16 protein-coding genes and 2 pseudogenes are annotated in these 22,900 nt (G+C 73.2%); 9 read left to right on the top strand and 9 right to left on the bottom strand.

What is annotated here, in order from left to right; translation table 11 throughout:
- Positions 1-10 precede the first annotated feature (10 nt).
- Positions 11-271, bottom strand: a pseudogene (locus OG702_RS30670) (RICIN domain-containing protein); the annotation flags it as partial.
- On the opposite strand from OG702_RS30670, the pseudogene OG702_RS30665 reads away from it, so the two are divergent.
- The 5 genes and pseudogenes from OG702_RS30665 to OG702_RS30645 all read left to right on the top strand — a co-directional run.
- Positions 269-758, top strand: a pseudogene (locus OG702_RS30665) (ABC transporter permease); the annotation flags it as partial. The pseudogenes OG702_RS30670 and OG702_RS30665 overlap by 3 nt on opposite strands.
- A gap of 92 nt (positions 759-850) precedes the next feature.
- Entirely contained in the window at positions 851-1,867 is a 1,017-nt protein-coding gene (locus OG702_RS30660) for a LacI family DNA-binding transcriptional regulator (protein ID WP_327293435.1), read from the top strand.
- 94 nt (positions 1,868-1,961) lie between these two features.
- Positions 1,962-3,086 carry an aldose epimerase family protein gene (locus tag OG702_RS30655; protein ID WP_327292186.1) on the top strand — a complete coding sequence of 375 codons (1,125 nt, stop codon included), beginning with the start codon at positions 1,962-1,964 and terminating at the stop codon, positions 3,084-3,086.
- Complete coding sequence (locus tag OG702_RS30650; RefSeq protein WP_327292185.1) at positions 3,083-3,487, top strand: NTP pyrophosphohydrolase; 405 nt, start codon at positions 3,083-3,085, stop codon at positions 3,485-3,487. The genes OG702_RS30655 and OG702_RS30650 overlap by 4 nt, the downstream gene beginning before the upstream one ends.
- 61 nt (positions 3,488-3,548) lie before the next feature.
- Positions 3,549-4,991, top strand: coding sequence for a DNA-3-methyladenine glycosylase 2 family protein (locus OG702_RS30645; protein ID WP_327292184.1), 1,443 nt, complete (start codon positions 3,549-3,551; stop codon positions 4,989-4,991).
- 639 nt (positions 4,992-5,630) lie between these two features.
- Here OG702_RS30645 and OG702_RS30640 read toward each other — a convergent pair.
- Entirely contained in the window at positions 5,631-6,737 is a 1,107-nt protein-coding gene (locus OG702_RS30640) for a DUF5954 family protein (RefSeq protein ID WP_327292183.1), read from the bottom strand.
- A 99-nt stretch (positions 6,738-6,836) separates the two neighbouring features.
- The gene (locus tag OG702_RS30635; RefSeq protein WP_327292182.1) at positions 6,837-8,018 is read right to left on the bottom strand and encodes an ROK family transcriptional regulator; all 1,182 of its coding nucleotides are present in this window, start codon (positions 8,016-8,018) and stop codon (positions 6,837-6,839) included.
- Between the two features lie 134 nt (positions 8,019-8,152).
- Between OG702_RS30635 and OG702_RS30630 the strand changes: the two genes are divergently transcribed.
- From OG702_RS30630 to OG702_RS30615, 4 genes are all read left to right on the top strand, one after another.
- The gene (locus tag OG702_RS30630; RefSeq protein WP_327292181.1) at positions 8,153-9,244 is read left to right on the top strand and encodes a Gfo/Idh/MocA family protein; all 1,092 of its coding nucleotides are present in this window, start codon (positions 8,153-8,155) and stop codon (positions 9,242-9,244) included.
- Positions 9,245-9,246: 2 nt separating this feature from the next.
- Complete coding sequence (locus OG702_RS30625; protein WP_327292180.1) at positions 9,247-10,167, top strand: sugar phosphate isomerase/epimerase family protein; 921 nt, start codon at positions 9,247-9,249, stop codon at positions 10,165-10,167.
- 94 nt (positions 10,168-10,261) lie between these two features.
- The gene (locus OG702_RS30620) at positions 10,262-11,008 is read left to right on the top strand and encodes a sugar phosphate isomerase/epimerase family protein (protein WP_327292179.1); all 747 of its coding nucleotides are present in this window, start codon (positions 10,262-10,264) and stop codon (positions 11,006-11,008) included.
- Positions 11,005-12,108, top strand: a complete 1,104-nt coding sequence (locus OG702_RS30615; RefSeq protein WP_327292178.1) for a Gfo/Idh/MocA family protein — start codon at positions 11,005-11,007, stop codon at positions 12,106-12,108. Before OG702_RS30620 ends, OG702_RS30615 begins: the two co-directional genes overlap by 4 nt.
- A gap of 121 nt (positions 12,109-12,229) precedes the next feature.
- Here the strand turns inward: OG702_RS30615 and OG702_RS30610 are convergent, their stop codons facing one another.
- The 6 genes from OG702_RS30610 to OG702_RS30585 all read right to left on the bottom strand — a co-directional run bounded on the left by OG702_RS30610 (position 12,230) and on the right by OG702_RS30585 (position 22,614).
- Positions 12,230-14,470: an RICIN domain-containing protein gene (locus tag OG702_RS30610; protein WP_442814591.1), complete on the bottom strand. Its 2,241-nt coding sequence runs from the start codon at positions 14,468-14,470 to the stop codon at positions 12,230-12,232.
- Positions 14,471-14,630: 160 nt separating this feature from the next.
- On the bottom strand, positions 14,631-15,467 hold the full coding sequence (locus tag OG702_RS30605; protein WP_327292177.1) for an undecaprenyl-diphosphate phosphatase: 837 nt from the start codon (positions 15,465-15,467) through the stop codon (positions 14,631-14,633).
- 169 nt (positions 15,468-15,636) lie between these two features.
- Positions 15,637-17,193, bottom strand: coding sequence for a chitinase (locus OG702_RS30600; protein ID WP_327292176.1), 1,557 nt, complete (start codon positions 17,191-17,193; stop codon positions 15,637-15,639).
- Between the two features lie 220 nt (positions 17,194-17,413).
- Complete coding sequence (locus OG702_RS30595) at positions 17,414-18,796, bottom strand: S53 family peptidase (RefSeq protein WP_327292175.1); 1,383 nt, start codon at positions 18,794-18,796, stop codon at positions 17,414-17,416.
- Between the two features lie 213 nt (positions 18,797-19,009).
- Positions 19,010-19,897: an ABC transporter permease gene (locus OG702_RS30590; RefSeq protein WP_327292174.1), complete on the bottom strand. Its 888-nt coding sequence runs from the start codon at positions 19,895-19,897 to the stop codon at positions 19,010-19,012.
- Entirely contained in the window at positions 19,894-22,614 is a 2,721-nt protein-coding gene (locus OG702_RS30585) for an alpha/beta fold hydrolase (protein WP_327292173.1), read from the bottom strand. The genes OG702_RS30590 and OG702_RS30585 overlap by 4 nt, the downstream gene beginning before the upstream one ends.
- Positions 22,615-22,900 lie beyond the last annotated feature (286 nt).

Raw genomic sequence — 22,900 nt, 5'->3', positions numbered from 1 at the left:
GGGGGGGTCAGACGAACCGCCACAGGTGGTCGGCGGTGCCGTTGTCGTCATACTGCACGACATGGGCGCTGTTCGCCGTGGACATCAGGTCCACGCCCAGCACCTTGCCCGAGTTCTTGTTCCTGATCCGGCGGTACGGGGCGGGCGCCGACCACGGGTGGCCGTTCGGCGAGGTGGTCGGGAAGGCGGAGATCCGCAGCCGGGCCGCGCCCATCGGGATCAGCGTGACGGTCTCGACGGCAGCGGTGGAACGGGCCGGTGAGTCCGGCTCGGCGGCGGGGCGGTGTGGGGGTTCGGCTACCCGGTGCTGATCGCGCTGGCGCTGCTCGGCCTCGGCGGCCTGCTGCTGCAGCGCACCTCCTTCGGCCAGGCGCTGTTCGCGGTCGGCGGCAGCGGTGACGCGGCGCTGCTGGTGGGTCTGCCGGTGGCACGGACGAAGGTGCTGGTCCACATGCTCAGCGGGCTGCTCGCCGGGTTCGCCGGGCGCTGAACGCCGCCCGGCTGTCGTCGGGGCTGACGATCATCGGCGTCGGCATGGAGCTGGACGCGATCTCGGCGGTGGTGATCGGCGGCACGCTGCTGGTCGGCGGCGCGGGATCGGTCTCGGGCACGCTGTGGGGCGTGCTGCTGCTCGGTGTCATCCAGAACCTGATCAACCAGATCGGCTCGCTAACTCCTCCTACCAGTCGGTGGTCAGCGGCGGCTTCCTGGTCGTGGTCGCCCAGCGGTACCTGTCGGCGGCCAGACGCGGCACCTGAGGACACCGGCCGCGCACCCGTGTCCCACACGGGACCGGCACACTGGGGCCGGAACCGCCGTGCCTCGCAGGACGGCCGAGGGAAAGAACTTCGTGGGCGCCAGCCTCAAGGACGTCGCGCAGATGGCAGGCGTGTCCGTCAAGACCGTGTCGAACGTGGTGAACAACTATCCCCATGTCACCCCGGGGATGCGCGAACGCGTGCAGCGGGCCATCGACCAGCTCGGCTACCGGCCGAATCTGACCGCACGCCATCTGCGCAAGGGCAGGGCCGGCATCATCGCGCTCGCGGTGCCCGAACTCGGCAACCCCTACTTCGCGGAGCTGGCGGGCGCCGTCATCGACGCCGCCGCGCGGCACGACTACACGGTGCTGCTCGACCACACCGCGGGCCTGCGCGAGAAGGAGCTGCTGGTCTCGCAGGGCTTCCGGGCCCACGTCATCGACGGCCTGATCCTCAGCCCGATCGAGCTGGAGGCCGCCGACCTGCTCGGCCGCCCCGGCGACGCGCCGCTGGTCCTGCTCGGCGAGCGCGAGTACGACGCTCCTTACGACCACATCGCCATCGACAACGTGGCCGCGGCCCGTACCGCCGTACGCCACCTGGCCGGGCTCGGCGGGCAGCGGATCGCCTTTCTCGGCGCGCGCAGGGAGATGGCCAGGCAGCCCGCCCACCTGAGGCTGCGCGGCTGGCGCGAGGAACTGACCGCCGCCGGCCTGCCGCACGACGACACGCTGGTGGCGGCGACCGACGGCTACGGCCGGTGGGACGGTGCCGCCGCGATGACCGCGCTGCTCGACCGGGGCGCGCAGCCGGACGCGGTCTTCGCGTACAACGACCTGATGGCGCTCGGCGCGATGCGGGCGCTGGTCGAGCGGGGGCTGCGGGTGCCGCAGGACGTGTCGGTGGTCGGCTTCGACGACGTCGAGGAGGGCCGCTTCTCGACCGTCTCGCTGACCACGGTCTCCCCCGACAAGCAGGCCATCGCCCGGCTGGCCGTCGAGCGGGTGGTGGCCAGGCTGGCCGGCGCCCCGCAGCTGCAGCCCGAGCGGATACGTCCCGGCCACACCCTGATGGCGCGGGAGTCCACCACACCGCGCGCCCGATGAGCGCGGCGGCGCAGTCCGTACGCCCCTCCCTCGCACCGTGCCCACACCCCTGCCCCGCCGCCCGCCCCGACCCGCCGCCCGCCGAGGACCGCCGATGCACGCGCCCGTACCGCACCGCTCCCCCTTCGGCCACGCACCCGACGGACGGCCGGTGGAGTGCTGGCGGCTGGAGTCCGCGGCCGGGGTCGCCGCCGAGATCCTCACCTACGGCGGCGTCCTGCACGCGCTGCACGTGCCCGACGCGGCCGGGCGGCGCACCTCGGTGGTGCTGTCGCTGCCCGACGCGCCGGCCTACGCCGCGAGCCCGTACTTCGGCGCGCTGGTCGGGCGCTACGCCAACCGGATCGGCGGTGCCCGCTTCCTGCTCGACGGCAGCCTGCACCGGCTGCCGGCCAACGACCGCGGGTACACCCTGCACGGCGGCCCCGGCGACTTCCACCACCGGCTGTGGCGGGCGGAACCGCTGCCGGGGGCGCTGCGGCTGACCCTGCACAGCCCGGACGGCGACATGGGCTTCCCGGGCGCGCTGGACGTCAACGCCACCTACGCGCTCGGCGGGGACGGCACGCTGGCGCTGACCTTCGAGGCGCGCACCGACCGGGCGACGGTCGTCAACCTCACCAACCACGCGTACTTCAACCTGGCGGGTCCCCCACCCGCCGGCGAGCCGCAGCAGGCCTCCGGCGGGATACTGCGTCACATGCTGCGTATCGACGCCGACGGCTTCCTGCCGGTATCCGCCGAGTCCATCCCGTGGGGTCCGGAGGAGCGGGTGGCGGGCACGCCCTTCGACTTCACCGCCGCCCGCCCGCTCGGCGATGGCCTGCGTGCGCCCGACCCGCAGGTCAAGGCCGCGGACGGCTACGACCACTGCTGGATGCTGCGCGCCCCCGCCGGCCCCGCGGCGCCGCGGACCGCCGCGGTGCTGCACGACCCCGGCAGCGGCCGGACGATGGAGGTGCGCACCACCGAGCCCGGCATCCAGGTCCACACCGCCAACCGGCTCGACGGCTCCCTCACCGGCCCCGGCGGCCGCCGCTACGGCCGGCACGACGCGGTGTGCCTGGAGACCCAGCACCTGCCCGACTCGCCGAACCGGCCCGACTACCCCTCGACGGTGCTGCGGCCCGGCGAGGTGCTGCGCAGCCGCACCGAATTCGGCTTCCCCCATCTGACCGGTGCCCCGCCGGCCGGCGACGGCGCCGGGACGCGGCTGTGAACGGGGACACGCCGCTGCTGCTGGTGGACGGCGCGAACGTGGTCGGCTCGGTGCCTGACGGGTGGTGGCGGGACCGGCGGGGCGCCGCGGCCCGGCTGCGCGACCGGCTGCTGCCGCTGGCCGCCACGGGCCTGCCGGCCGAGGGCGGCGCCCCGCCGTGGGCGGTCGGCGTGCCGCTCGACGTCGTCCTGGTGACCGAGGGCGCGGCCCGCGGGGTGCCGCCGGTGCCCGGCGTCAGGATCGAGGAGGCCGCCGGCAGCGGGGACGACCTGATCGCCGACCTCGCCGCGAGCGCGGCGGGGCGCCGGTGCCTGGTGGTGACCGCCGACCGCGGCCTGCGGGCCCGTGTCGAGGCGGCGGGCGCGCAGTGCGTCGGCCCCCGCGCGGTCCGCCCGCGCTGAGCCCCGGCGTGCCGTCCGATTTCCGCCAGCCCGGGGTCCCGAGGGCGGCCATACTGGACATATGACGACCGAGGACAGCAGGTACGAGGCGGTACGCAGCCGGGACGCGCGGTTCGACGGCGTGTTCTTCTTCGCCGTGTCCAGCACCGGGATCTACTGCCGGCCCAGCTGCCCGGCGATCACGCCCAAGCGGGCGAACGTCTCCTTCTTCCCGACCGCCGCGGCCGCGCAGGGTGCCGGCTTCCGGGCGTGCCGCCGCTGCCGGCCCGACGCGGTGCCTGGCTCCCCGGACTGGAACGCCAGGGCCGACGTGGTGGGCCGGGCGATCCGGCTCATCGGCGACGGCATCGTGGACCGGGAGGGTGTCGCGGGCCTGGCGACCCGGCTCGGCTACAGCGCCCGGCAGGTCCAGCGGCAGCTCAACGCGGAGTTGGGCGCCGGACCCATCGCGCTGGCCCGCGCCCAGCGCGGCCACACCGCCAGGGTGCTGCTGCAGACCACCTCGATGCAGGCGGCCGAGATCGCCTTCGCGGCCGGTTTCGCCAGCGTCCGGCAGTTCAACGAGACGATCAGGGAGATCTACGCAGCCACGCCGACCGAGCTGCGGGCCGCCCGCCCCGGCCGCACCTCCCGCTTCGGCCCGGTGGCCGGCCCCGCCCCTGCGGGCTCCCGCGGCCGCGGGGCGGCGACGGGAGTGCCGCTGCGGCTCGCCTACCGCGGCGCCTACGACGCGGAGCAGGTCGTCGACTTCCTCGCCGCGCGGGCGGTGGCCGGCGTGGAGGAGGTCACCGGCGAGCCCGGCTCGCGCACGTACCGCCGTACGCTGAGGCTGCCGCACGGCGCCGGCGTCGCCGAGGTCGCGGAACGCCCCGGCAGCGGCGGCTGGCTGGAATGCCGGCTGCACCTGGGCGACCTGCGCGACCTCACGACGGCGACGCAGCGGGTGCGGCGGCTCTTCGACCTCGACGCCGATCCGTACGCCGTCGCGGAGCGGCTCGGGGCCGATCCGGCGCTCGCCGGGTCCGTCGCCCGGCACCCGGGCCTGCGGGCGCCGGGCACGCCGGAGCCGGAGGAGTACGCCCTGCGTGCCGTCATCGGCGACGCGGGCCGCTCCGCGGCGGTCGCGGCGGCGTACGGCGAGCCGCTGGCGGCGCCGAGCGGCTCGCTCACCCGGCTCTTCCCCCGCCCGGCGGATCTCGCCGACGCCGCCCTGACGGAGGTGGGCGCCGACGTGCGGCCCGTCCTGCGCGCGGTCGCCACCGCGCTGGCGGACGGGCTCAGCCTGGACCCGGGGGCCGACCGGGACGAGGCGGAGCGCCTGCTGCTCGCGCTCCCGGGCGTCACCCCGGCCACGGCCGCGGCCATCCGCATGCGCGCCCTCGGCGACCCCGACGTCCTCCTCCTCCCCCCGGGCTCCGCCCCGTCCCCGCACTGGCGCCCATGGCGCACGTACGCCACCCACCACGTGTGGTCCACACTTGCGCCTGCCGGCGCGTTGGGGTGAGCCTCCCCTTGCGGTGGGCGCTCGCCTGGCGGCGCGTCGGGGGTGAGCTTCCCCTTGCGGCGAGCCGTTGCCTGGCGGCGCGTCGTGGTTGGGCGCCAGTTCCTCGCGCCCCTGAGGGGCTGCCACTTGGCGTTGGCGCTTAGCTGCGCGTGCCTTGTGGTTGCGCGCGCAGTTCCTCGCGCCCCTGAGGGGCTGCCACTTGACGTCGGCGCCGACCTGCCGGTGCATCGGGGTTGCGCGCGCCGTTCCCCGCGCCCCTGGGGGGCTGCCACTTGGCGTTGGCGCTTAGCTGCGCGTGCCTTGTGGTTGCGCGCGCAGTTCCTCGCGCCCCTGAGGGGCTGCCACTTGACGTCGGCGCCGACCTGCCGGTGCATCGGGGTTGCGCGCGCCGTTCCCCGCGCCCCTGGGGGGCTGCCACTTGGCGTTGGCGCTTAGCTGCGCGTGCCTTGTGGTTGCGCGCGCAGTTCCTCGCGCCCCTGAGGGGCTGCCACTTGACGTCGGCGCCGACCTGCCGGTGCATCGGGGTTGCGCGCGCCGTTCCCCGCGCCCCTGGGGGGCTGCCACTTGGCGTCGGCGCCGACCTGCCGGTGCATCGGGGTTGGGGGTCCGTTACCCCGCAACTGCGTGAAGTCTGGGGGGCTATCGGCGGCGGAGGGATTCGCGGCGGCGGCGTTCCTCCTCGAAGAGGCGGAGGAACTTCTGGGTGCTCTCGTCGAGTTCCTCCGCGCCGTCCTCCTCGTCCCGCGGGGCGCCCTGCGCGCGCAGTTCGCGGTCCTGGACCATGACCGGGGGGACGGGGTCGGGGTCGGAGGGGCGGGGGCCCTCGGGACCGTCGGGGCCGACGCGGATCAGGCGCTCGACCCGGACGATGCGGAAGTGCCGCCCGGCCACGTCGAGTTCGTCGCAGCGTTCGGCGTCCAGCCGGTCGGCCGCGCCGTTGTAGACGGAGCGCTGCTCGGCCGTGAGGTCGCGCTGCCAGGGCACCATGACCCGCAGCTGCATCGCCAGCGCGTCCCGTGCGGACTGCGGCGTCGTGGCGGTGCCGCTGGAGCCCGGCCGCCACTGGCCGCCCTCGCGCTCGGCGGTCATGAAGGTGGCGGGCAGCAGCACCCCGCCGGGGTACGCGGCGGCGGCGGTCCGCGAGTCGTCGCGGACGTCGCTCGGCACCGTCCCGTGCTTGCGCAGCGCCGCGAGGAGTTCGGCCTTGAGTATGCCCTCCGAGATGCCGGTCGCGTCGTAGGGGTCGATGACCAGTCCCGCGGCCGGGTCCAGGCCCTCGTGCGACTCGCCGGGCGCGCTGGGGTCCGGGTCGGTGACCCGGGGCGGCTCGGGGCCGTCGGGCCCCATCCGGATGAATCGTTCCGCCCGCACGACGCGGTAGCGGCGTCCGCACACCGTGAGGTCGTTGAGCGCCTCCCAGTCCAGCAGTTCGCCCGCGCCCTGGTATTCGGCGGCGTGCCGCAGGTCCCCGCCGTCGGCGGTCTCCTTGGCCACCCGGCGGAAGTAGGAGCCGAGGCCGTCCCTGGCGTCCTGCGGGGCGAGCCCGCTGAAGAACGGCTGGAGCACCCAGCCGCCGGGCTGTCTCTCCCTGGCGACTCCGAAGACCGGGCCGCCGGCGAAGAGCATGGAAGGGTACGTCTTGCGTGCCTTCCACGCTTCCACGTCGGCGAGCGCCGCAACCGGGGACTCCGGGGTGGTGACCCGGATGGTCTGGTAGACGGTGGCGTCGTCGCCGGAGTACTCCATGGCACCAGCATGCCCATCCGTCGCGGCGATCGGCGGTGGTTCTGTGAAAGGCGCAACCAAATAGGGGCCCCTGTCCTATGCTCCGCCCTCCCCGGGCGGCTACCCCGGGGAGGCCGCCAGCATCTGCCCGATCCCCTCGGGCGAGAGCAGGTGCTGCACGGCGAGCCGCCTGGCGCCCTCGATGCCGGCCCGCCGCCCCAGCAGCGTGGTCTCGATGGCGACGGTGCGGGTGGCCAGCGGCAGGGCCCGGCGGTAGACGGCGGCCCGGATGTCGGCGAGCAGGTCGTCGTGCAGGCTGGCGATGCTGCCGCCGAGCACGATGGTGTCGGGGTTGTAGAAGCTGACCAGCAGGGCGATGACGTCGCCGAGCCGCTGCGCGGCCAGCCTGACCTGGCGGCGGGCCAGCGGGTCGCCGGCCGCGACCAGCCGGACGACGTCGGCGACGTGCTCGACGGGCAGGCCCGCCTCGCGCAGCGTCGCGGCGATCGCGGCACCGGAGGCGACGGCCTCGACGCACCCGGTGTTGCCGCAGCGGCACAGCACCTCGTCGTGCCCGGGCACCCTGATGTGGCCGATGTCGCCCGCCGCCCCGGTCGCGCCGCGGTGCACGACACCGCCGGAGACGATGCCGCAGCCGATGCCGGTACCGACCTTGACGTACAGCAGGTGGGCGGTCGCCGGGCGGTGCCCGTACTCGCCCAGCGCCATCATGTTCACGTCGTTGTCGACCAGGACCGGGGCCCGGTAGCGGTCGGCGAAGAAGGACGGCACCCGGTAGCCGTCCCAGCCGCGCATGATCGGCGGGCGGATGACCGTGCCCGTGCTGGCCTCGACCGGTCCCGGCAGGCCGATGCTGATCGCCCGTACGTGCTCGGCGGGGTGCCCTGCGTCGGTGAGCAGCCGGCCGAGCTGCTTGTGCAGGCCGGTGAGCACCGCCTCGGGCCCGCCGTTGATGTCCAGGTCCTCGGTGGCCTCGGCGAGCACCGTGCCGCCGAGGTCGGCGACGGCGACCGTGCTGTGGGTGGCGCCGAGGTCGACGGCGCACACCACGGCCGATGCGGAGGCCAGTTGCAGGGTCAGCGGCGGCCGGCCGCGTTCGGTGGCCACCGTACCGGTCTCGACCAGCAGGCCCTTGGCGATCAGCAGGTCGACCCGCTGGGCGACCGCGGCCCGTGACAGGCCGGTGGCGGTGGCGAGTTGGCTGCGCCGGGTGACGCCCCCGGCCACCAGGCCGGCCAGTTCGCTGAGCGCGGTCAACTGCCGGTCGCTTGCTGCGGTCACCTGGGGGCTGCCTTTCGTCGGGCTGTCGTCCGGCGGATTTATGACAGAAGTTAGCGGAAATCTTGCCATTGTCAACCGAAAGAGTGATGACTAGCGTTTCAAGCAAGCGGAATGGGAGGCCATTTGTGGGCGGGATGTCAACGACCGCGTCGCATTCGTCGCTGCGTACGGCGATCGCCGGCGCGGGGATGATCGGGCGTGTGCATCTGGACGCCGTGCGCCGTACGGGCGCACCGGTGGTCGGTATCAGCGCTTCCAGTCCGGCACGGGCGAAGGAAGCCGCTGCCGCGCTCGGCGTGGAGCGGGCCTTCGACAGCTCGGAGGAACTGGTCACCAGCGACGACGTGGACGTGGTGCACATCTGCACGCCCAACGACGCGCACGCCGGCCTGGCCGAGCTGGCGCTGCGGGCCGGCAAGCACGTGGTCTGCGAGAAGCCGCTGACCACCTCGTCGGCCACCGCGGACGCGCTGGCGGCGCTCGCGGCGGAGTCCGGCCGGGTGGCCGCGGTGCCCTTCGTCTACCGCTACCACCCGATGGCGGCCGAGGCGCGGGCCCGGGTGCTCGACGGCCGGGCCGGCGACGTACGCCTGCTGCACGGGCACTACCTGCAGGACTGGCTGTCCGAGCCGGGCGACACCAACTGGCGGGTGGACGCGGTGGCCGGCGGCCCGTCCCGGGCCTTCGCCGACATCGGCTCGCACTGGTGCGACCTGGTCGAGTGGGTGACCGGCCACCGGATCAGCGAGCTGACCGCGGCGACCAGGACGCTCCCCAGGGACGGCGGGCTGCCGGCCACCGAGGACGCGGTGCTGCTGCTGTTCCGCACCGACCGCGGCGCCTCCGGGACCGTGACGGTCTCGCAGATCTCCCCCGGCCGGAAGAACCGGCTGTGGTTCGAGGTGGACGGCAGCGCCACGTCGCTGGCCTTCGACCAGGAGAATCCGGAGACACTCTTCGTGGGCAGCCGCGGCGAGAACGCGGCGGTGCAGCGCGACCCCGCCGTCCTGTCCCGCGCCGCGGCCCGGCTCTCGGTGGTGCCCGGCGGGCACCCGATGGGCTATCTCGACTGCTTCGCCGCCTTCGTCCGCGATGTGCACGCCGCCGTTCGCGAGGACGGCACCGGTGGGGCCTTCCCCACCTTCGACGACGCCGCCCGCATGGTGCGCCTCACCGAGGCCGTACTGGAGTCGGCGGCGGACCGTTCCTGGAAAGAGGTCTCCTGACTATGAAGCTGGGCTTTCTGACCGCCTGCCTGCCGCAGCTGCAGCTGGACGAGATCGCCGCGTGGGCGGCCTCGCACGACTACCAGGCGCTGGAGGTGGCCACCTGGCCGTCCACCGGGTCACGGGACTTCGAGGCCAGCCACATCGACGTCACCGACTTCGGCAAGCGGCAGGCCGACGAGGTGCGCGCGCTGTTCGAGCAGCACGGGCTGACGCTCTCGGCGCTGGCCTACTACGAGAACAACCTGCACCCCGACCCGGCCCGCAGGTCCGAGATCGCCGCCCACGTACGGGCGAACGTCGACGCGGCGGCGCTGCTCGGCGTGCCGTACGTCGGCACCTTCATCGGCCGGCACCCGGGCCTGTCGGTGAAGGAGAACATCGCGCAGGCCGAGCGCGAGCTGCCCCCGCTGGTGGAGTACGCCGGCGAGCGCGGCGTGCGGATCATCATCGAGAACTGCGTGATGGAGGGCTGGCACCCCGACGGCTACCCTGGCAACCTCGCCTACTCCCCCGAGTTGTGGGAGTGGATGTTCGACCTCGGCCTCTACCTCAACTACGACCCCTCGCACCTGCTCTGGCTGGGCATCGACCCGGTGACGGCGCTGCACCCGTACGTCGACCGCATCCCGCACGCCCAGGCCAAGGACGCGCAGCTCGACCCGCGGGCCAGGGACCGCTACGGCTTCCTCGGCCGTGCGGTGGAGCGCGCCGACGGCTGGGACAGCGGCTGGTGGCGCTACCGGGTGCCGGGGCTCGGCGATGTGGACTGGCGCCGGATCGTGGACACCCTTTACGAGGGCGGCTTCACCGGGGTCCTGTCCGTGGAGCACGAGGACCCCGTGTGGAGCGGGGACACCACCAGGATCACCCAGGGGCTGGAGATCGCCCACCGGACGCTGCGCCCGCTCATCGTGGGCTGACGTCCGCTCCCGCCCCACCGACCGCGCGGCTCCGCCGGGCCGCACCCGTACCGCCCGTACCGCACCTGCCGCATTTCCAGGAGGCATCGTTTCGATGGCAACGCCCCTGAGCATCCAGCTCTACACCCTCCGGGACCAGATCGCCGCCGACCGCGACGGCACGCTGACCCGGCTCGCCGAGATCGGCTACCGCTCGGTGGAGCCCTACGACCCGACTGCGGACCCGGCCGGCTTCCGCAGGACCGCGGACCAGCTGGGGCTGAGCGTCACCAGCACCCACGCCTACGCGCTGTTCAGCAAGGACGCCGGGGAGGTGTTCGACGCGGTCGGCACCATCGGCACCGACCTGGCGATCATCCCCGGCGGGATCGACCACGACGAGTTCACCAGCGCCGACGGGCTCCAGCGGGTCGCCGACACGCTGAACGGGTTCGCGGCCAAGGCCGCCGAGCACGGGATGCGGATCGGCTACCACAACCACTGGTGGGAGATCGAGCCGCGCTTCGAGGGCCGGACCGCGCTGGAGGTGCTGGCCGGGCTGCTCGCGCCGGAGGTCTTCCTGGAGGTCGACACCTACTGGGCGGCGGTCGGCGGCGCCGACGTACCCGAACTGCTGGGCTCGCTCGGCGACCGGGTGCTGGCGCTGCACGTCAAGGACGGTCCCGGCGTCAAGGGGGAGCCGCACACCGCGGTCGGCAAGGGCACCATCGACGTGCCGTCGATCCTCGCGGCGGCGCCGGAGGCGGTGCGCATCGTGGAGCTGGACAGCTGCGCCGGCGACGTCTTCGAGGCCGTCGCCGAGAGCCACGCCTACCTGACCGCACTTGAGGGGCGTTCATGACCAGCGGACCTGTCGGCGTCGCCCTGGTCGGCGCCGGGGTGATCAGCACGCAGTACCTGACGGCGCTGTCGACCTTCGCCGATGTGCGGGTGCTCGCGGTGGCCGACCTGGACGTCGAGCGGGCGCGGGCCGCCGCGGACGCCCACGGGGTGCCCGAGGCCGGGGACGTCACCTCGGTGCTGGCGATACCCGAGGTCGAGATCGTCGTGAACCTCACCATCCCGGCCGCGCACGCCGAGGTGGCCGGTGCCGCGCTGCGGGCGGGCAAGCACGTCTACGGCGAGAAGCCGCTGGCCCTCGCGCCGGCCGACGGGGCGAAGATCCTCGCCGAGGCGCATGCCGCCGGCCTGCGGGTGGGCAGCGCGCCCGACACCTTCCTGGGCGCCGGGCTCCAGTCCGCCGCGCGGGCGGTCAGCTCGGGCGTGATCGGCGAGCCGGTCGCGGTGACGGCGGTGACCCAGGGACCCGGCCCGGAGAAGTGGCACCCGAGCCCGGAGTTCCTGTTCCAGTACGGCGCCGGGCCGCTGTTCGACATCGGCCCGTACTACCTGACGGCGCTGGTCGCGCTGTTCGGCCCGGTGAGCCGGGTGTCGGCGACGGCCCGGCAGGCGCGTGCCGAGCGGGTGATCGGTTCAGGGCCGAAGGCGGGTGTCTCCTTCGCGGTGGAGGTGCCGACCCATGTGCAGGCGCTGCTGGACTTCGCGAGCGGCCCGAGCGCGTCGGCGACCTTCAGCTTCGACTCGGCGGTCTCCCGCCGGATGATCGAGATCACCGGCACCGAGGGGACGCTGTCGCTGCCCGACCCGAACAGGTTCGACGGACCGCTGCAGGTGCAGGCGTTCGGCGAGGAGGACTGGCGGGAGCTGCCGGTGACCGGCTCCACCGCCGGACGCGGCATGGGCGTGCTCGACATGGCCCGCGCCATCCGGGGCGGCACCGAGCACCGCGCCTCGGGTGAACTGGCCCAGCACGTGCTGGAGTTGATGTCCACCATCACCGAGTCCGCGGACCGGCACACCGTACTGCCGCTGGAGTCCGGCGCCCCGGCGGTGCCGGTACTGCCGGAGGGCTGGGACCCGGTGGCAGCGACGCTCACCTGACTCGCGTCGCTGCCACCGAGCTCGACCGGCCGGAGCGCCCTGGGGCGCACGGCCTGACAGACGCCCGGCCGGCCCACCCGTGGGGGGATGGGTCGGCCGGGTCTGTTTTCCTGCGGACCGGTTACGGGTAGCTGGTCAGGTCCGTGACCTGGTGGCCGCTGTTCACGGCGGCACCCGTGGTGTTGATGACATGGCTGATCGTGCCGGTGCCGCCCAGCGAGACGGTCACCATGTCGTGGAAGCGCACGCCGGAGGTGTTGGGCACCTGGAAGGCGTTGGCGGAGACCACCGAGGGGTTGGAGCTGAAGTAGCAGTAGCTGCCAAGTCCCCAGGCCTCATGGCTGGTCACCGAGTCGGCGACCTTGTAGGCGGGGTAGCCCTGCGACGAACCGTTCATCCAGGCGCCCTGGTTGGGCGGATCGTAGGGCATCTCGTTCTGGAAGAAGTAGGTTCTGCCGCCCTGGCCGTTCCACAGCACCTGGGTTTTCTGGAAGTGCTCGACGAACAGGCCGTACGCCGTCACGTTGTTGCCGTTGACCACCAGTCCGGTGTCCGCGGTGTTGGTGGTCCAGCCGACCGTGCCGCCGTTGCCGTGGTCGGCGCGCCAGATCCAGGTGTGGTCGATGATCGTGTTGCTGCTGTTGATCACCAGCGACTGGGTGGCCTTGCCGACGGTGGCGCCGCCGATCCGGAAGAAGACGTCGGACAGGCTGGTCGGGTCGGTCGCGTGGGTCGCGGACGAGCCGGCCGGGCCGATCTGCATCAGCTGCTGGGAGTTGGTGGTGCCGGCGTCGATCAGCAGGCCGGCCAGCTTGATGCCGTCGACGTCCGAGGTGCTGATCGCGGTGATCCCGTTGTCGGGCACCAGCGTGGCCAGGCCGAGACCCAGCACGACGGTGTCGGGACGGGTGATGTTCAGCGTCTGGTTGAGGTGGTAGACGCCGGGGGTGACCAGCAGGTTCTTGCCCGCCGCGAGGGCCGCGTTGATGTCGGACGCGGTGGCGCCGGGCTTGACGATGTAGAACTGGTCGATGGGCAGCGACTGGCCCTGCGGGGTCTTGCCGCTCCAGGTGGTGCCGGAGGCGTTGGACTGCAGCGCGGGCACGAAGACCTGGTAGTTGCCCGAGCCGTCGACGTACAGGAACGGCTTCTCGCGGATGGTGGGCGAGGAGGCGACCGTGGTGTAGGTCGGGAAGGACTGGGCGGGAGCGCCCTGGTCGCCGACGAAGACCATGTTCCAGTTGGAGCCCGACCAGCTGCCCATCGTCGAGTCCCGGGTGAGGAACTGCTGCTGGGAGCCGGAGCGGATCTGGCCGTCGACCTTGGTGTCGGAGATGAAGCCGCCGCTGGACCAGCCGCCGTCGTCCAGCGCCAGGTTACCGCGTACGTGCATCCGCCGGTAGGGCGCGGCCTGCGAGACGGCCCAGCGGTCGGTGCCGCCGGTGGGGTTGACCGACATGTTCTCGGCGTCGCGCCAGAAGTTCTGGGTCGCGTTGCCCTGGAACCAGTCGGCCTCCGCGTGCACGGCGCCGTTGATGGTGACGTCGTCGGGGTTCAGGCCGAGTCCGGCGACCTCGGTGTAGAAGCCGACGTTGACGTCGGCGCTGTAGGTGCCGGGCTTGAACAGCACGGCGTAGCGCTGGCCGCCGAACTGGTTGGTCTGCTGCTGGTTGAAGACGGTGTTCAGCCGGGACTGGATCGACGAGGCCGACATCGACGGGTCGAAGGTGACCACGTTGGGGCCGAGGTCGGGGTCGTTGCCGGTGGGCGGGGGCGTGGTGCCGCCGCCGGAGCCGCTGACGTTGAAGGACTGCGCCGCGCTGCCGTTGCAGGTGAACTGCTGGAGCTGGACGCTGTCCGCGGTGGAGGCGCTCGGCACGTCGAGGCACTTGCCGCTGTTGCGGTTGACGAAGTGGAAGGCGCCGCTGGACTCGGCGACCGGCTGCCACTGCTGGTTGGAGCCGCCGCCGTACAGCCACAGCTGGGTGGGCGCCCCGTCGGCGGTGGACACGTTGGTCTCGTCCCAGACCTGGCTGGGGGCCGAGGCGGCGCCGATCCGGTAGTAGCCGCTGTCGGTGGCGGTGAACTGCCACTGCTGTGCGGTGCTGCCGTTGCAGGTGTACTGCTGGACGGCGGTGCCGTTGCCGGTGGCGGCGGCACGGGCGTCCACGCATTTGCCGCTGCCCACACCGGTGACGGTGGCCGCGGCCGTGGGGATGGTCGCGGCCCCGGCGTCGGGGGCGGAGACCAGTGCGACGCCGGCGCCGACGGGTATCAGAAGCGCCGCCGCGAGGGCGGCCGTTCGTCTGCGGTGGCGGGGGGTGCGGGCCGGCGTGCCGGGCCCGGCGGATACCTGGGTCACACGTGTCTCCTCGTCGCGTTGTGGGGTCGCGATGCGGTGTGGACGCTAGGGGCCGCCTGTCGGGGAGTCAATACACATCAAAAAATAAGTCGTGAACTATGCGGTGGAAGCAAGGGCCGGGCCGCACGGCCCGGCCCCCTACGGCATGTTGCGCCGCTGGTCAGGCGTCCAGCACGTTGGTCGCCAGCAGCCCGATCAGGATGAGGCCGACCACGATCCGGTAGATCACGAAGGCGTTGAAGGAGTGCCGCGCGACGAAACGCAGCAGCCACGCGATGGAGGCGTAGGCGACCACGAACGACACCAGGGTGCCGACCGCGAGCGCGCCGCCGCTCACCCCGCCGCCGGTGGCGTCCTTGAGCTCGTACAGCCCGGCGCCGGTGAGCGCGGGCAGGCCGAGGAAGAACGACAGCCGGGTGGCCGCCATCCGGTCCAGGTCGCGGATCAGCGCGGTGGAGATGGTCGCCCCGGAGCGCGAGAAACCGGGGAAGAGCAGCGCCAGGATCTGCGCGGAGCCGACGTACATGGCGTCCTTGAGCGTCACGTCCTGCTCACCGCGCTTGAACCTGGCCATCTGCTCCGCGGCCCACATCACTATGCTGCCGCCGATCAGCGACAGGGCGACCACCCACAGCGAGCCGAGCGGACCGTCGATCAGCGGTTTGGCCGCCAGGCCGACGACCACGATCGGGATCGTGGAGTAGATCACCCACCAGGTGAACTTGTAGTCGTGGTTGTCGCGCTCCCTCTTGTTCGTCAGCCCGCGCAGCCACGCGCTGACGAACCGCATGATGTCCTTGAAGAAGTAGACGAACACCGCCGCGATGGCACCGACCTGGATCACCGCGGTGAAGCCGACGACCGCGTCGTCGTCCACCTTGATGTTCATCAGGCCCTCGACCAGCTTCAGATGGCCGGTGGAGGAGACCGGCAGGAACTCGGTCACTCCTTCCACGATTCCGAGGATGACGGCCTGGCCGATGCCGATGGCACTCATGGGTGGTCCTGTCCCCTGGTCTGCCGGTACTGGCCCGGCCCGCTCCGACTACAGCTGCGACTACATTCCCGTAGACGTCGGTGCGACTTTAGAGGATCGGCGGCCGGACCCCGAATCCGGGGCGGCCCGGCCGCCGGACCGCGGACCTGGCGGGTTTGTCAGACGCGGGCTAGCAGGCGCCGAGGTCCTGCCAGACTCCCCACTCGCCGGTGGTGCCGGGGGTCTCGCCGGTCGTCCACCACTTGGCCTTCCAGGTGTGGCCACCGTAGGAGACGGTGTTGCCGCCCACGTAGATCGCCGAGCTGCTCCACGGCGCCGCGGTGCAGCCGGTGGTGCCGCCGGTGACCGTCAGGGTGTAGGCCGCCGAGTGGCTGGTGCCGCCGGCCGTGCCGGTGACCGTCAGCGTGTACTTCCCCGAGACCGCCGACGCGCTGGTGGACACCGACAGGGTGGCGTTGCCACCCGCGGTGACCGAGCCGGGGCTGACCGAGGCGGTGACCCCGGACGGCGCGCCGCTGACCGAGAGGGACACCGACTGCGCGGAGCCGGTGGTCACCGCGGTGTGCACGCTGGAGGTGGCGGAGCCGCCCGCGGTGACCGTGGCCGCCGCCGGGGACAGCGTCACCGAGAAGTCGTTGGCCGGCGGCGGGGTGCTGCCGCCGTTGAACGGCTCGAAGGTGTGGCTGAACTGCCAGGTGCTCTGCGTGGTGCCCGAGCAGGAGTCGGAGCCGCCCTGACCGGGGCAGCCGCCGTTGTCGCGCTGCAGGGCCCAGAAGGACAGCGTGTTGATGCCCTTGCTGACCGCCCAGTTGTAGACGGAGGTGGCGTTGGCGGTGGTGAAGGTCTCGGCGGGGCCGAAGTCGTCGATGCCGGGCATCTCGGTGACGCCCACCATGTTCCACAGCTGCGCGTCGGTCTTCGACGGGTAGAGCTGGCCGAGCTGGTCGTGCAGGCCCTGGGCGGCGGTCTGGGTGTCGGTGGCCATGTTGTGGGTGGCGTTGTCGTAGTAGTCGAACGTCATGATGTTGACGACGTCCAGCTTGACGCCGTTGCTCACCGCGTTCTGCAGGACGGCCAGGCCGCTGCCGGAGCCGACGGAGCCGCCTTCGAGGCCGTGGGTGGTGGTCGGCAGGGTGTAGGAGAACTGGATCGGGCGCCCGTTGGCGGCCGCCCAGTCCTGCACCTGCTTGACGGCCTTGTTGCGGCGGTCGATGCCGGCGGAGTTGGTCAGCGAGTTGTCCTCGATGTCCAGGTCGATCCGGCTGATGTCGTAGGTGGTGATGACCTTCTCGTACGCGGCGGCGATCGAGCCGACGTTGGTGCAGCTGTCGGCGATCTCGGTGCCGCTGTTGTCGGCCGCGTAACCGCCGAACGACGGGATGACGTCGCCGCCGCCGGCCTGGATGGTGTCGATGTCGCTGCCGAAGTTCCCCTGGCTGATCGGCAGCGAGCTGTCGCCGTTCCAGTACGGGGTGCAGGAGCCGACCGAGGGGGTCTGGATGAAGGCCATCGTCAGGTACTTGTTGCCCGAGGCGGCGGCGAGGCCGGAGAGGCTGTCGCCGTTGTAGGCCTCGAAGTACGGCGCCGCTATGTGGCTGGGCAGTGCGGTGGCCGCGTGGGCGGTGCCGGTGCCGGTGCCGGTCAGGGCGAGCCCTGCCGAGGCGGCGGCGGTGACGAGTCCGGTGAGCAGTGCGCGGACGGGGAGTCTGCGAACGGGTCCGGTCATGGACCGCGCTCCTTCCAGGTGGGGGGATCAGCAGACGGCGGTCTGCTGGTCTGGACCAATATTGCTGGTCTGGACCACCCAACTGTCAAGAGTCCTAACAGACACCGCACTTGAACCACCGCGCCGCCGAACTCCGGCCTTTCCGGCATCGGGCACCACAGCGGTCACCGCCGCACCGGGGAGGGCACGGCGGTGACCTGTCCTGATGGCGCCGCCGCGGTCAGCGCCGCCAGCTCGTGACAGCGAGCGCGGGAACGAACCGCGCGGCGTCCAGCGTGCCGACGCCGGTCGCCATGTCGTAGCCCTTGACCGCGGTGTAACCGGTGACGCCGTCGTAGCTGTTGTCCGTGCCGTCCTTGACGTCCACCACGCCGGTGAACTTGGCGTTGCCCTTCGCCAGCGTGTACAGCGCCTGGTGGATGTCGCCCACCCGGTGGCCGCCGAGCTGGTCGGCCAGCGCGACGATGCCGGAGAACAGCGGGCTGGCCTCGCTGGTGCCCCCGTAGACGTCCCAGCCGGTGGCCGTCGGGTCGTAGCTGGAGTACACCCACGCGCCGCCGTCGACCGCCGCGGCCATCGAGATGTCCGGGGTGCCGCGCCGGGCGCCGACCACGTTCCTGACGCCGTTCTGGTAGGCGGGCCGGGTGAAGACGTGCGACTGGCCGCCGCCGCCCGCTCCGTAGTCGTTGTAGACGCTGTCGGGCGCGACGCGGTCGCCCTTGTCGTCCAGGTGCAGCTGGGTGCCGCCGATCGAGGTGACCAGCGGGTCCGCCGACGGCCAGGAGTTGACCGGGTACGGGTAGTCGGTGCTGCCGTCGGCCATCGCGTCGGTCGGGCCGCCGTCGCCGGAGGAGGCCAGCACGGTCACGCCGTGCCTGGCGGCGTCCTGGAAGGCGTACCGCAGCTTCTGGATGCTGGAGAAGTCGCCCTTGCCGAAGCCGGGGAAGGTGTTCTCGGTCGCCCCGAAGCTCTGGGTGATCACATCGCCGACGCCGTGGTCGATCAGGGACTTCTCGGCGTCCATCATCTCGGGCAGCCCGGTGACGCCTTCGGTCTCCGCGACCCCGGTCTCCACCAGCACGATGTGCGCGTCCGGCGCCACCGCGTGCGCCATCTCGACGTCGAGGGTGCTCTCGCCGGCCCATCCGGTGTGGTCGGGGTTGGTCGGGTCGAACGGCGGCACGTGGCCCCACTTGACGACCTGGACCTTGGAGCTCTTGAGGCCCCACTGGGCGCTGTAGACGTCGAGGTCGTGCTGGATGGTCGGCGAGCCGAACGAGTCGACGACGACGATCGTGCGGCCCTTGCCCGTGACGCCGGCGCGGTAGAGCGGGTTGAGGTCGTACGCCTGCCGGTACTGCAGCGGGCTGTAGCAGTTGATGCCCCAGGTCGCCTGGCACTGGGCGATGCTCAGCGGGCTGCTCACCCCGTGGATCAGCCGGTGGCCGGCGACCGCGGGCACCGGCTTGACGGCCGGTGCGTGACCGGCGGGGGCGGCGGCCGCCGCGCCGCCGATCGGGGCAGCTATCAGGGCGGCGGCGGTGAGGGCGGTGGCCCCGACCGCTGCGACCGCGGCGCTGGACCGCGGACGGACTGTGCGCATGGACTCTCCCTGTATGGAGGACGACCGCACGAGACGGATGACGGGATCTGACCCACAGAGCATGCCCAGGACAAGAGCCTCCGCCGTTCTCCCGCCGCCGTTTTACCCGGATGGCCCTCCCTTTGCCCTTCCATGACCATGACATGACCGCAGGTCAGTTTCCGGCCGCCGCCCAGCCGCGGTGACGCGGGCACGGCGGCCGCCGGGGGCGGCTCAGGACACGATGTCCTTGGTGCGGAACCCGCGGAAGGCCAGCGCGGTCAGCACGATCGCGTACGACACCGACACCGAGGCGCCCTGCAGCATGCCGGTCCACTCCAGCGTGGGCTGCAGCGCGTCGGCCCAGGAGAACTGCCAGTGCGCGGGCAGCACGTCCCGCCACGAGCCGAGCGCGGTCACCGCGTCCAGCACGTTTCCGACGATCGTCAGCCCGACCGCGCCGCCGACCGCCCCCAGCGGGGCGTCGGTCTTGGTCGACAGCCAGAACGCGAGGGCGGCGGTGACCAGTTGGCTGACGAAGATGTACGCCACCGCGACGGCCAGCCGGGGCAGCGCGTCGCCCGAGGCCAGCGCACCGCCGGTGGGCAGCTCCAGATCGCCCCACCCGTAGGCGACGGTCCCGGCGACCAGCGCGACCGCGGGCAGCAGCACCAGGGCCACCGCGCTGAAGCCCAGCGCCACCGCCAGCTTCACGCTCAGCAGCCGGGTCCTGGGCACCGGCGCCGCCAGCAGGTACCGCAGGCTCGACCAGCCCGCCTCGGAGGCGACGGTGTCACCGCAGAACAGCGCCACCGGCACCACCAGGACGAAGCCTGCGGAGACGAACAGGCAGGTCGCGGCGAAGTTGGCGCCGGAGGCGGTGGCGGTGTCGATGAGGGTGGGGCCGTTGCGCCCCTCCTTGGGGGTGCCGCCGATCGCGAACGCGACGATCAGGATGAAGGGCAGCGCCGCCAGCAGCGCGCCCACGATCATGGTGCGCCGCCGGCGCAGCTGCCTGCGGGCCTCGACCCGCAGCCGCAGCGTGCGGCCCGGCCGGTAGCCGGCCGCGCCGGCCCGGGGGGAGGCGGGGGCGGGCGCGGGGGCGGGGGGTGCGGCGCTCATGCCGAGCCTCCGATCAGGGTCAGGAAGGCGTCCTCCAGGCGGCGGTGCGGCCCGACCCGGGCCACCGGCACGCCGAGCCGGACGAGTTCGGCCACGAACTGCGCGGCGGTCATGCCGTCGAGCACCGCGAGCAGCCCGTCCTCCTCGCGGACCGCGGTGGCCACCCCCGGCAGGTCCGCGACCTGGTCCACCACGCTCTGCGACATCTCGCCGTCCACACCCACCAGGACGGTGTCGGCCGAGCCGATGATGTCGGCGACCGGTCCCGAGGTGACCAGCTGCCCGCGGTCCATCACCACCAGATGCGTACAGCTCTGCTCGACCTCGGCCAGCAGGTGGCTGGAGACGATGACCGTGCGCCCGGCGGCCGCGTAGCGGATCAGCACCTCGCGCATCTCGCGGATCTGCGGCGGGTCGAGGCCGTTGGTCGGCTCGTCCAGGATCAGCAGGTCGGGCAGGCCCAGCATGGCCTGCGCGATGGCCAGCCGCTGCCGCATGCCCTGCGAGTACGTGCGGACCGCACGCCCCAGGGCCTCGCCGAGCCCGGCGATCTCCAGGGCCTCGGCCAGCCGGGCGTCCTGCTCGGGGCGGCCGGTGGCCTGCCAGTACAGCTCCAGGTTGGCGCGTCCGGTCAGATGGGGCAGGAAGCCGGCGCCCTCGACGAAGGCGCCCAGCCGGGACAGCACCGGGGCCCCCGGGCGCACCGCCTCGCCGAACACCCGGATCTCGCCGTCGTCAGGGCGGATCAGCCCCATCAGCATCCGCAGCGTGGTCGTCTTGCCGGCGCCGTTCGGGCCGAGCAGGCCGAGCACCTGGCCGGGTTCGACCCGGAAGGACAGGTCACGTACGGCGTAGCGGTCGGCCGACTTGGCGTACCGCTTGCTCAGCCCGGTGATCTGCAGCGGCACCGCGGCCAGCGCCGGGTCGGCGGGCCGCGGGCGCACCCGGTGGCGGCCGGTGACCAGCAGGGCCGCCGCGACCAGCAGCGCCAGCGGCGGCAGCGCCCAGGCCCACCACGGCAGCGGGGCGGCGGCGTCGCCCATCGCGCTGTCGACGGGCACGGTCAGGTCCGGCGAGACCAGCGAGACGGTCACGGTGGCGGGCGCGGCCGGCGAGGCGTAGCCGAGGTCGGTGGTCGCCAGCACCAGGCGCATCCGGTGGCCGGCGGCGAAGTCGTGGTCCACCGCGGGCAGTCGCAGCGTGACCGTGCTGCCGTCCGGCGAGCCCTGCACCCGGACGGGGGCGGCGAGCGCCGCGGGCAGCGTGGCCTTGCCGCCCGGCGCGACGTCGTAGAGCTTGCCGAACAGCACCGCGTCGGGCGCGCCGGTGGCCACCCGTACGGTGACGGTGGGCGCGCCGGTCAGATGGGTGCTGCCGGCCAGCGGCGCCGAGTCGAACCGCGCGTACTGCCCGGGGATGTCGAGCGAGAGGCCCGCGCCGAGCGAGGACAGGTCGCTGAGCGCGCCGGTGCCGGGCACCGCCGAGATCCCCGGCGGCGCGCCACCCGCCGGGTTGGTGATCCGCTGCTCGCGGCCGGTCAGCGCGATCCGCCGGGCGGTGGTGCCCTCCAAGCCCGGGTAGCTGCCGGCGTCCGCGCCGCGCAGGACGACGCTGCCGTCGGTGGAGTCGAGGCCGCCGGTGCGGGTGACCCGGAAGGCCGGGCCGGTGGCGGTGCCGGTGCTGCCTTTGAGGTAGTGGTCGAACCACGCGGTGACCCGGCGGTCGATCCGGCTGTCCTCGGTGTCGCCGCCGTCATGGCCGCCGGCGATCCAGTCCACGGCCACCGGTGCGCCGTTCGCCCTGATCGCCTTGGCCATCGCGTCGGACTGCGCGAGCGTGAACAGCGAGTCGGTCTGGCCCTGCACGATCAGCGCCGGGACCTTGATACGGGACGCGACCGCCGCGGGGCTGAGCGCTTCGAGCTGCGTGCGGGCCGCCGCGTCGGGCCGGCCGGCGGTCGCGACGCGCTGGTAGAGCGCGCAGATCGCCGGGCTGAAGCGGCCGCACAGCGGGTCGGCGGAGGCCGGCCGGCCCGGGGTGGCGGCCGGGGTGGCGGCCGGCGGGGCCGTTGTCGCCTTCGGCGCGGCGCCGGGGAGGGGAGCCGATCCGGAGGAGAAGAAGATGCCGGCCCAGAGCTTCTTGTAGACGTCGTTCGGGAAGAGCGCGTCGGCGAGGTTCCAGTACGTCTCGCGGGGCGCGATGGCGTCGACCCGGTGGTCGTAGCCGGCCGCCAGCAGCGAGATCGCGCCGCCGTAGGACACGCCCGAGATGCCGACCCGGGGGTCGCCGGGCGCGTCGAGCCGGACGTCGGGGCGGGCGGCCAGCCAGTCGATCAGCCGGCTGACGTCGGCGCCCTCGCCGTCCGGCGCGTTGAGCCCGATCGTGCCGGTGGAGGACCCGAAGCCGCGGGCGGACCAGGTCAGGACGGCGTAACCGTGCCGGGCCAGCGCCTCCGCCTGCCCGCGCACCTCCGCCTTGCTGCCGCCGAAGCCGTGGCCGAGCAGGACCGCGGGCCGGCAGGCGCTGCCGCCGGTGGTGAAGTACGAGGTGTCCAGGCGTACACCGCCGGCGCCGGTGAGCATCGCGTCACTGCGGTGTACCGCGCCGCCCCCGCCGGCCGCGGCGGCGCTTCCGACGGCCGCGCCGCCCGCCACCAGAACCGCGAGCGCCCCCGCCCCGGCCAACCACCGCTTGCGCCGCGGCCATCGAAGATCCATCCCCCGATCCTAGGCCGTGTCCGGCCCATGGAGCGGTCCGCCCGGCAGGGCGTACTCCGCGGCGGCCGGCGCGCACGCCCGCCGCGTCGCCGGTCGGCGGTGCGGCCGGCCGGCGGGCCCGGCGGGGGTGATCACGCGGCGCAATCCCGCAAGTCGGGGAATTGTGCGGCTGGTTGATCTCCACCGCGGCGGCGAATGCCTGGTGGATCGGCGTCCGGATTGTTCGATCAAGGAATTCCGCCGGGCGCCCTTCGGCCCGCGGTCGGCGTGATCGGCTTTTCCGGGG

Source organism: Streptomyces sp. NBC_01198, from assembly GCF_036010485.1.
Lineage (GTDB): Bacteria > Actinomycetota > Actinomycetes > Streptomycetales > Streptomycetaceae > Actinacidiphila.
Note: the sequence above shows the minus strand (reverse complement) of the source record. Positions and strands in the feature narration are given on the sequence as shown.

What these genes read in the sequence shown, in the direction of transcription:
- OG702_RS30595 (WP_327292175.1), bottom strand. Translation starts at nt 18,796, where the DNA reads ATGCGCACAGTCCGTCCGCGGTCCAGCGCCGCGGTCGCAGCGGTCGGG.
- OG702_RS30620 (WP_327292179.1), top strand. Translation starts at nt 10,262, where the DNA reads ATGGCAACGCCCCTGAGCATCCAGCTCTACACCCTCCGGGACCAGATC.
- OG702_RS30655 (WP_327292186.1), top strand. Translation starts at nt 1,962, where the DNA reads ATGCACGCGCCCGTACCGCACCGCTCCCCCTTCGGCCACGCACCCGAC.
- OG702_RS30600 (WP_327292176.1), bottom strand. Translation starts at nt 17,193, where the DNA reads ATGACCGGACCCGTTCGCAGACTCCCCGTCCGCGCACTGCTCACCGGA.
- OG702_RS30640 (WP_327292183.1), bottom strand. Translation starts at nt 6,737, where the DNA reads ATGGAGTACTCCGGCGACGACGCCACCGTCTACCAGACCATCCGGGTC.
- OG702_RS30585 (WP_327292173.1), bottom strand. Translation starts at nt 22,614, where the DNA reads ATGGATCTTCGATGGCCGCGGCGCAAGCGGTGGTTGGCCGGGGCGGGG.
- OG702_RS30630 (WP_327292181.1), top strand. Translation starts at nt 8,153, where the DNA reads ATGTCAACGACCGCGTCGCATTCGTCGCTGCGTACGGCGATCGCCGGC.
- OG702_RS30625 (WP_327292180.1), top strand. Translation starts at nt 9,247, where the DNA reads ATGAAGCTGGGCTTTCTGACCGCCTGCCTGCCGCAGCTGCAGCTGGAC.
- OG702_RS30615 (WP_327292178.1), top strand. Translation starts at nt 11,005, where the DNA reads ATGACCAGCGGACCTGTCGGCGTCGCCCTGGTCGGCGCCGGGGTGATC.
- OG702_RS30605 (WP_327292177.1), bottom strand. Translation starts at nt 15,467, where the DNA reads ATGAGTGCCATCGGCATCGGCCAGGCCGTCATCCTCGGAATCGTGGAA.
- OG702_RS30645 (WP_327292184.1), top strand. Translation starts at nt 3,549, where the DNA reads ATGACGACCGAGGACAGCAGGTACGAGGCGGTACGCAGCCGGGACGCG.
- OG702_RS30590 (WP_327292174.1), bottom strand. Translation starts at nt 19,897, where the DNA reads ATGAGCGCCGCACCCCCCGCCCCCGCGCCCGCCCCCGCCTCCCCCCGG.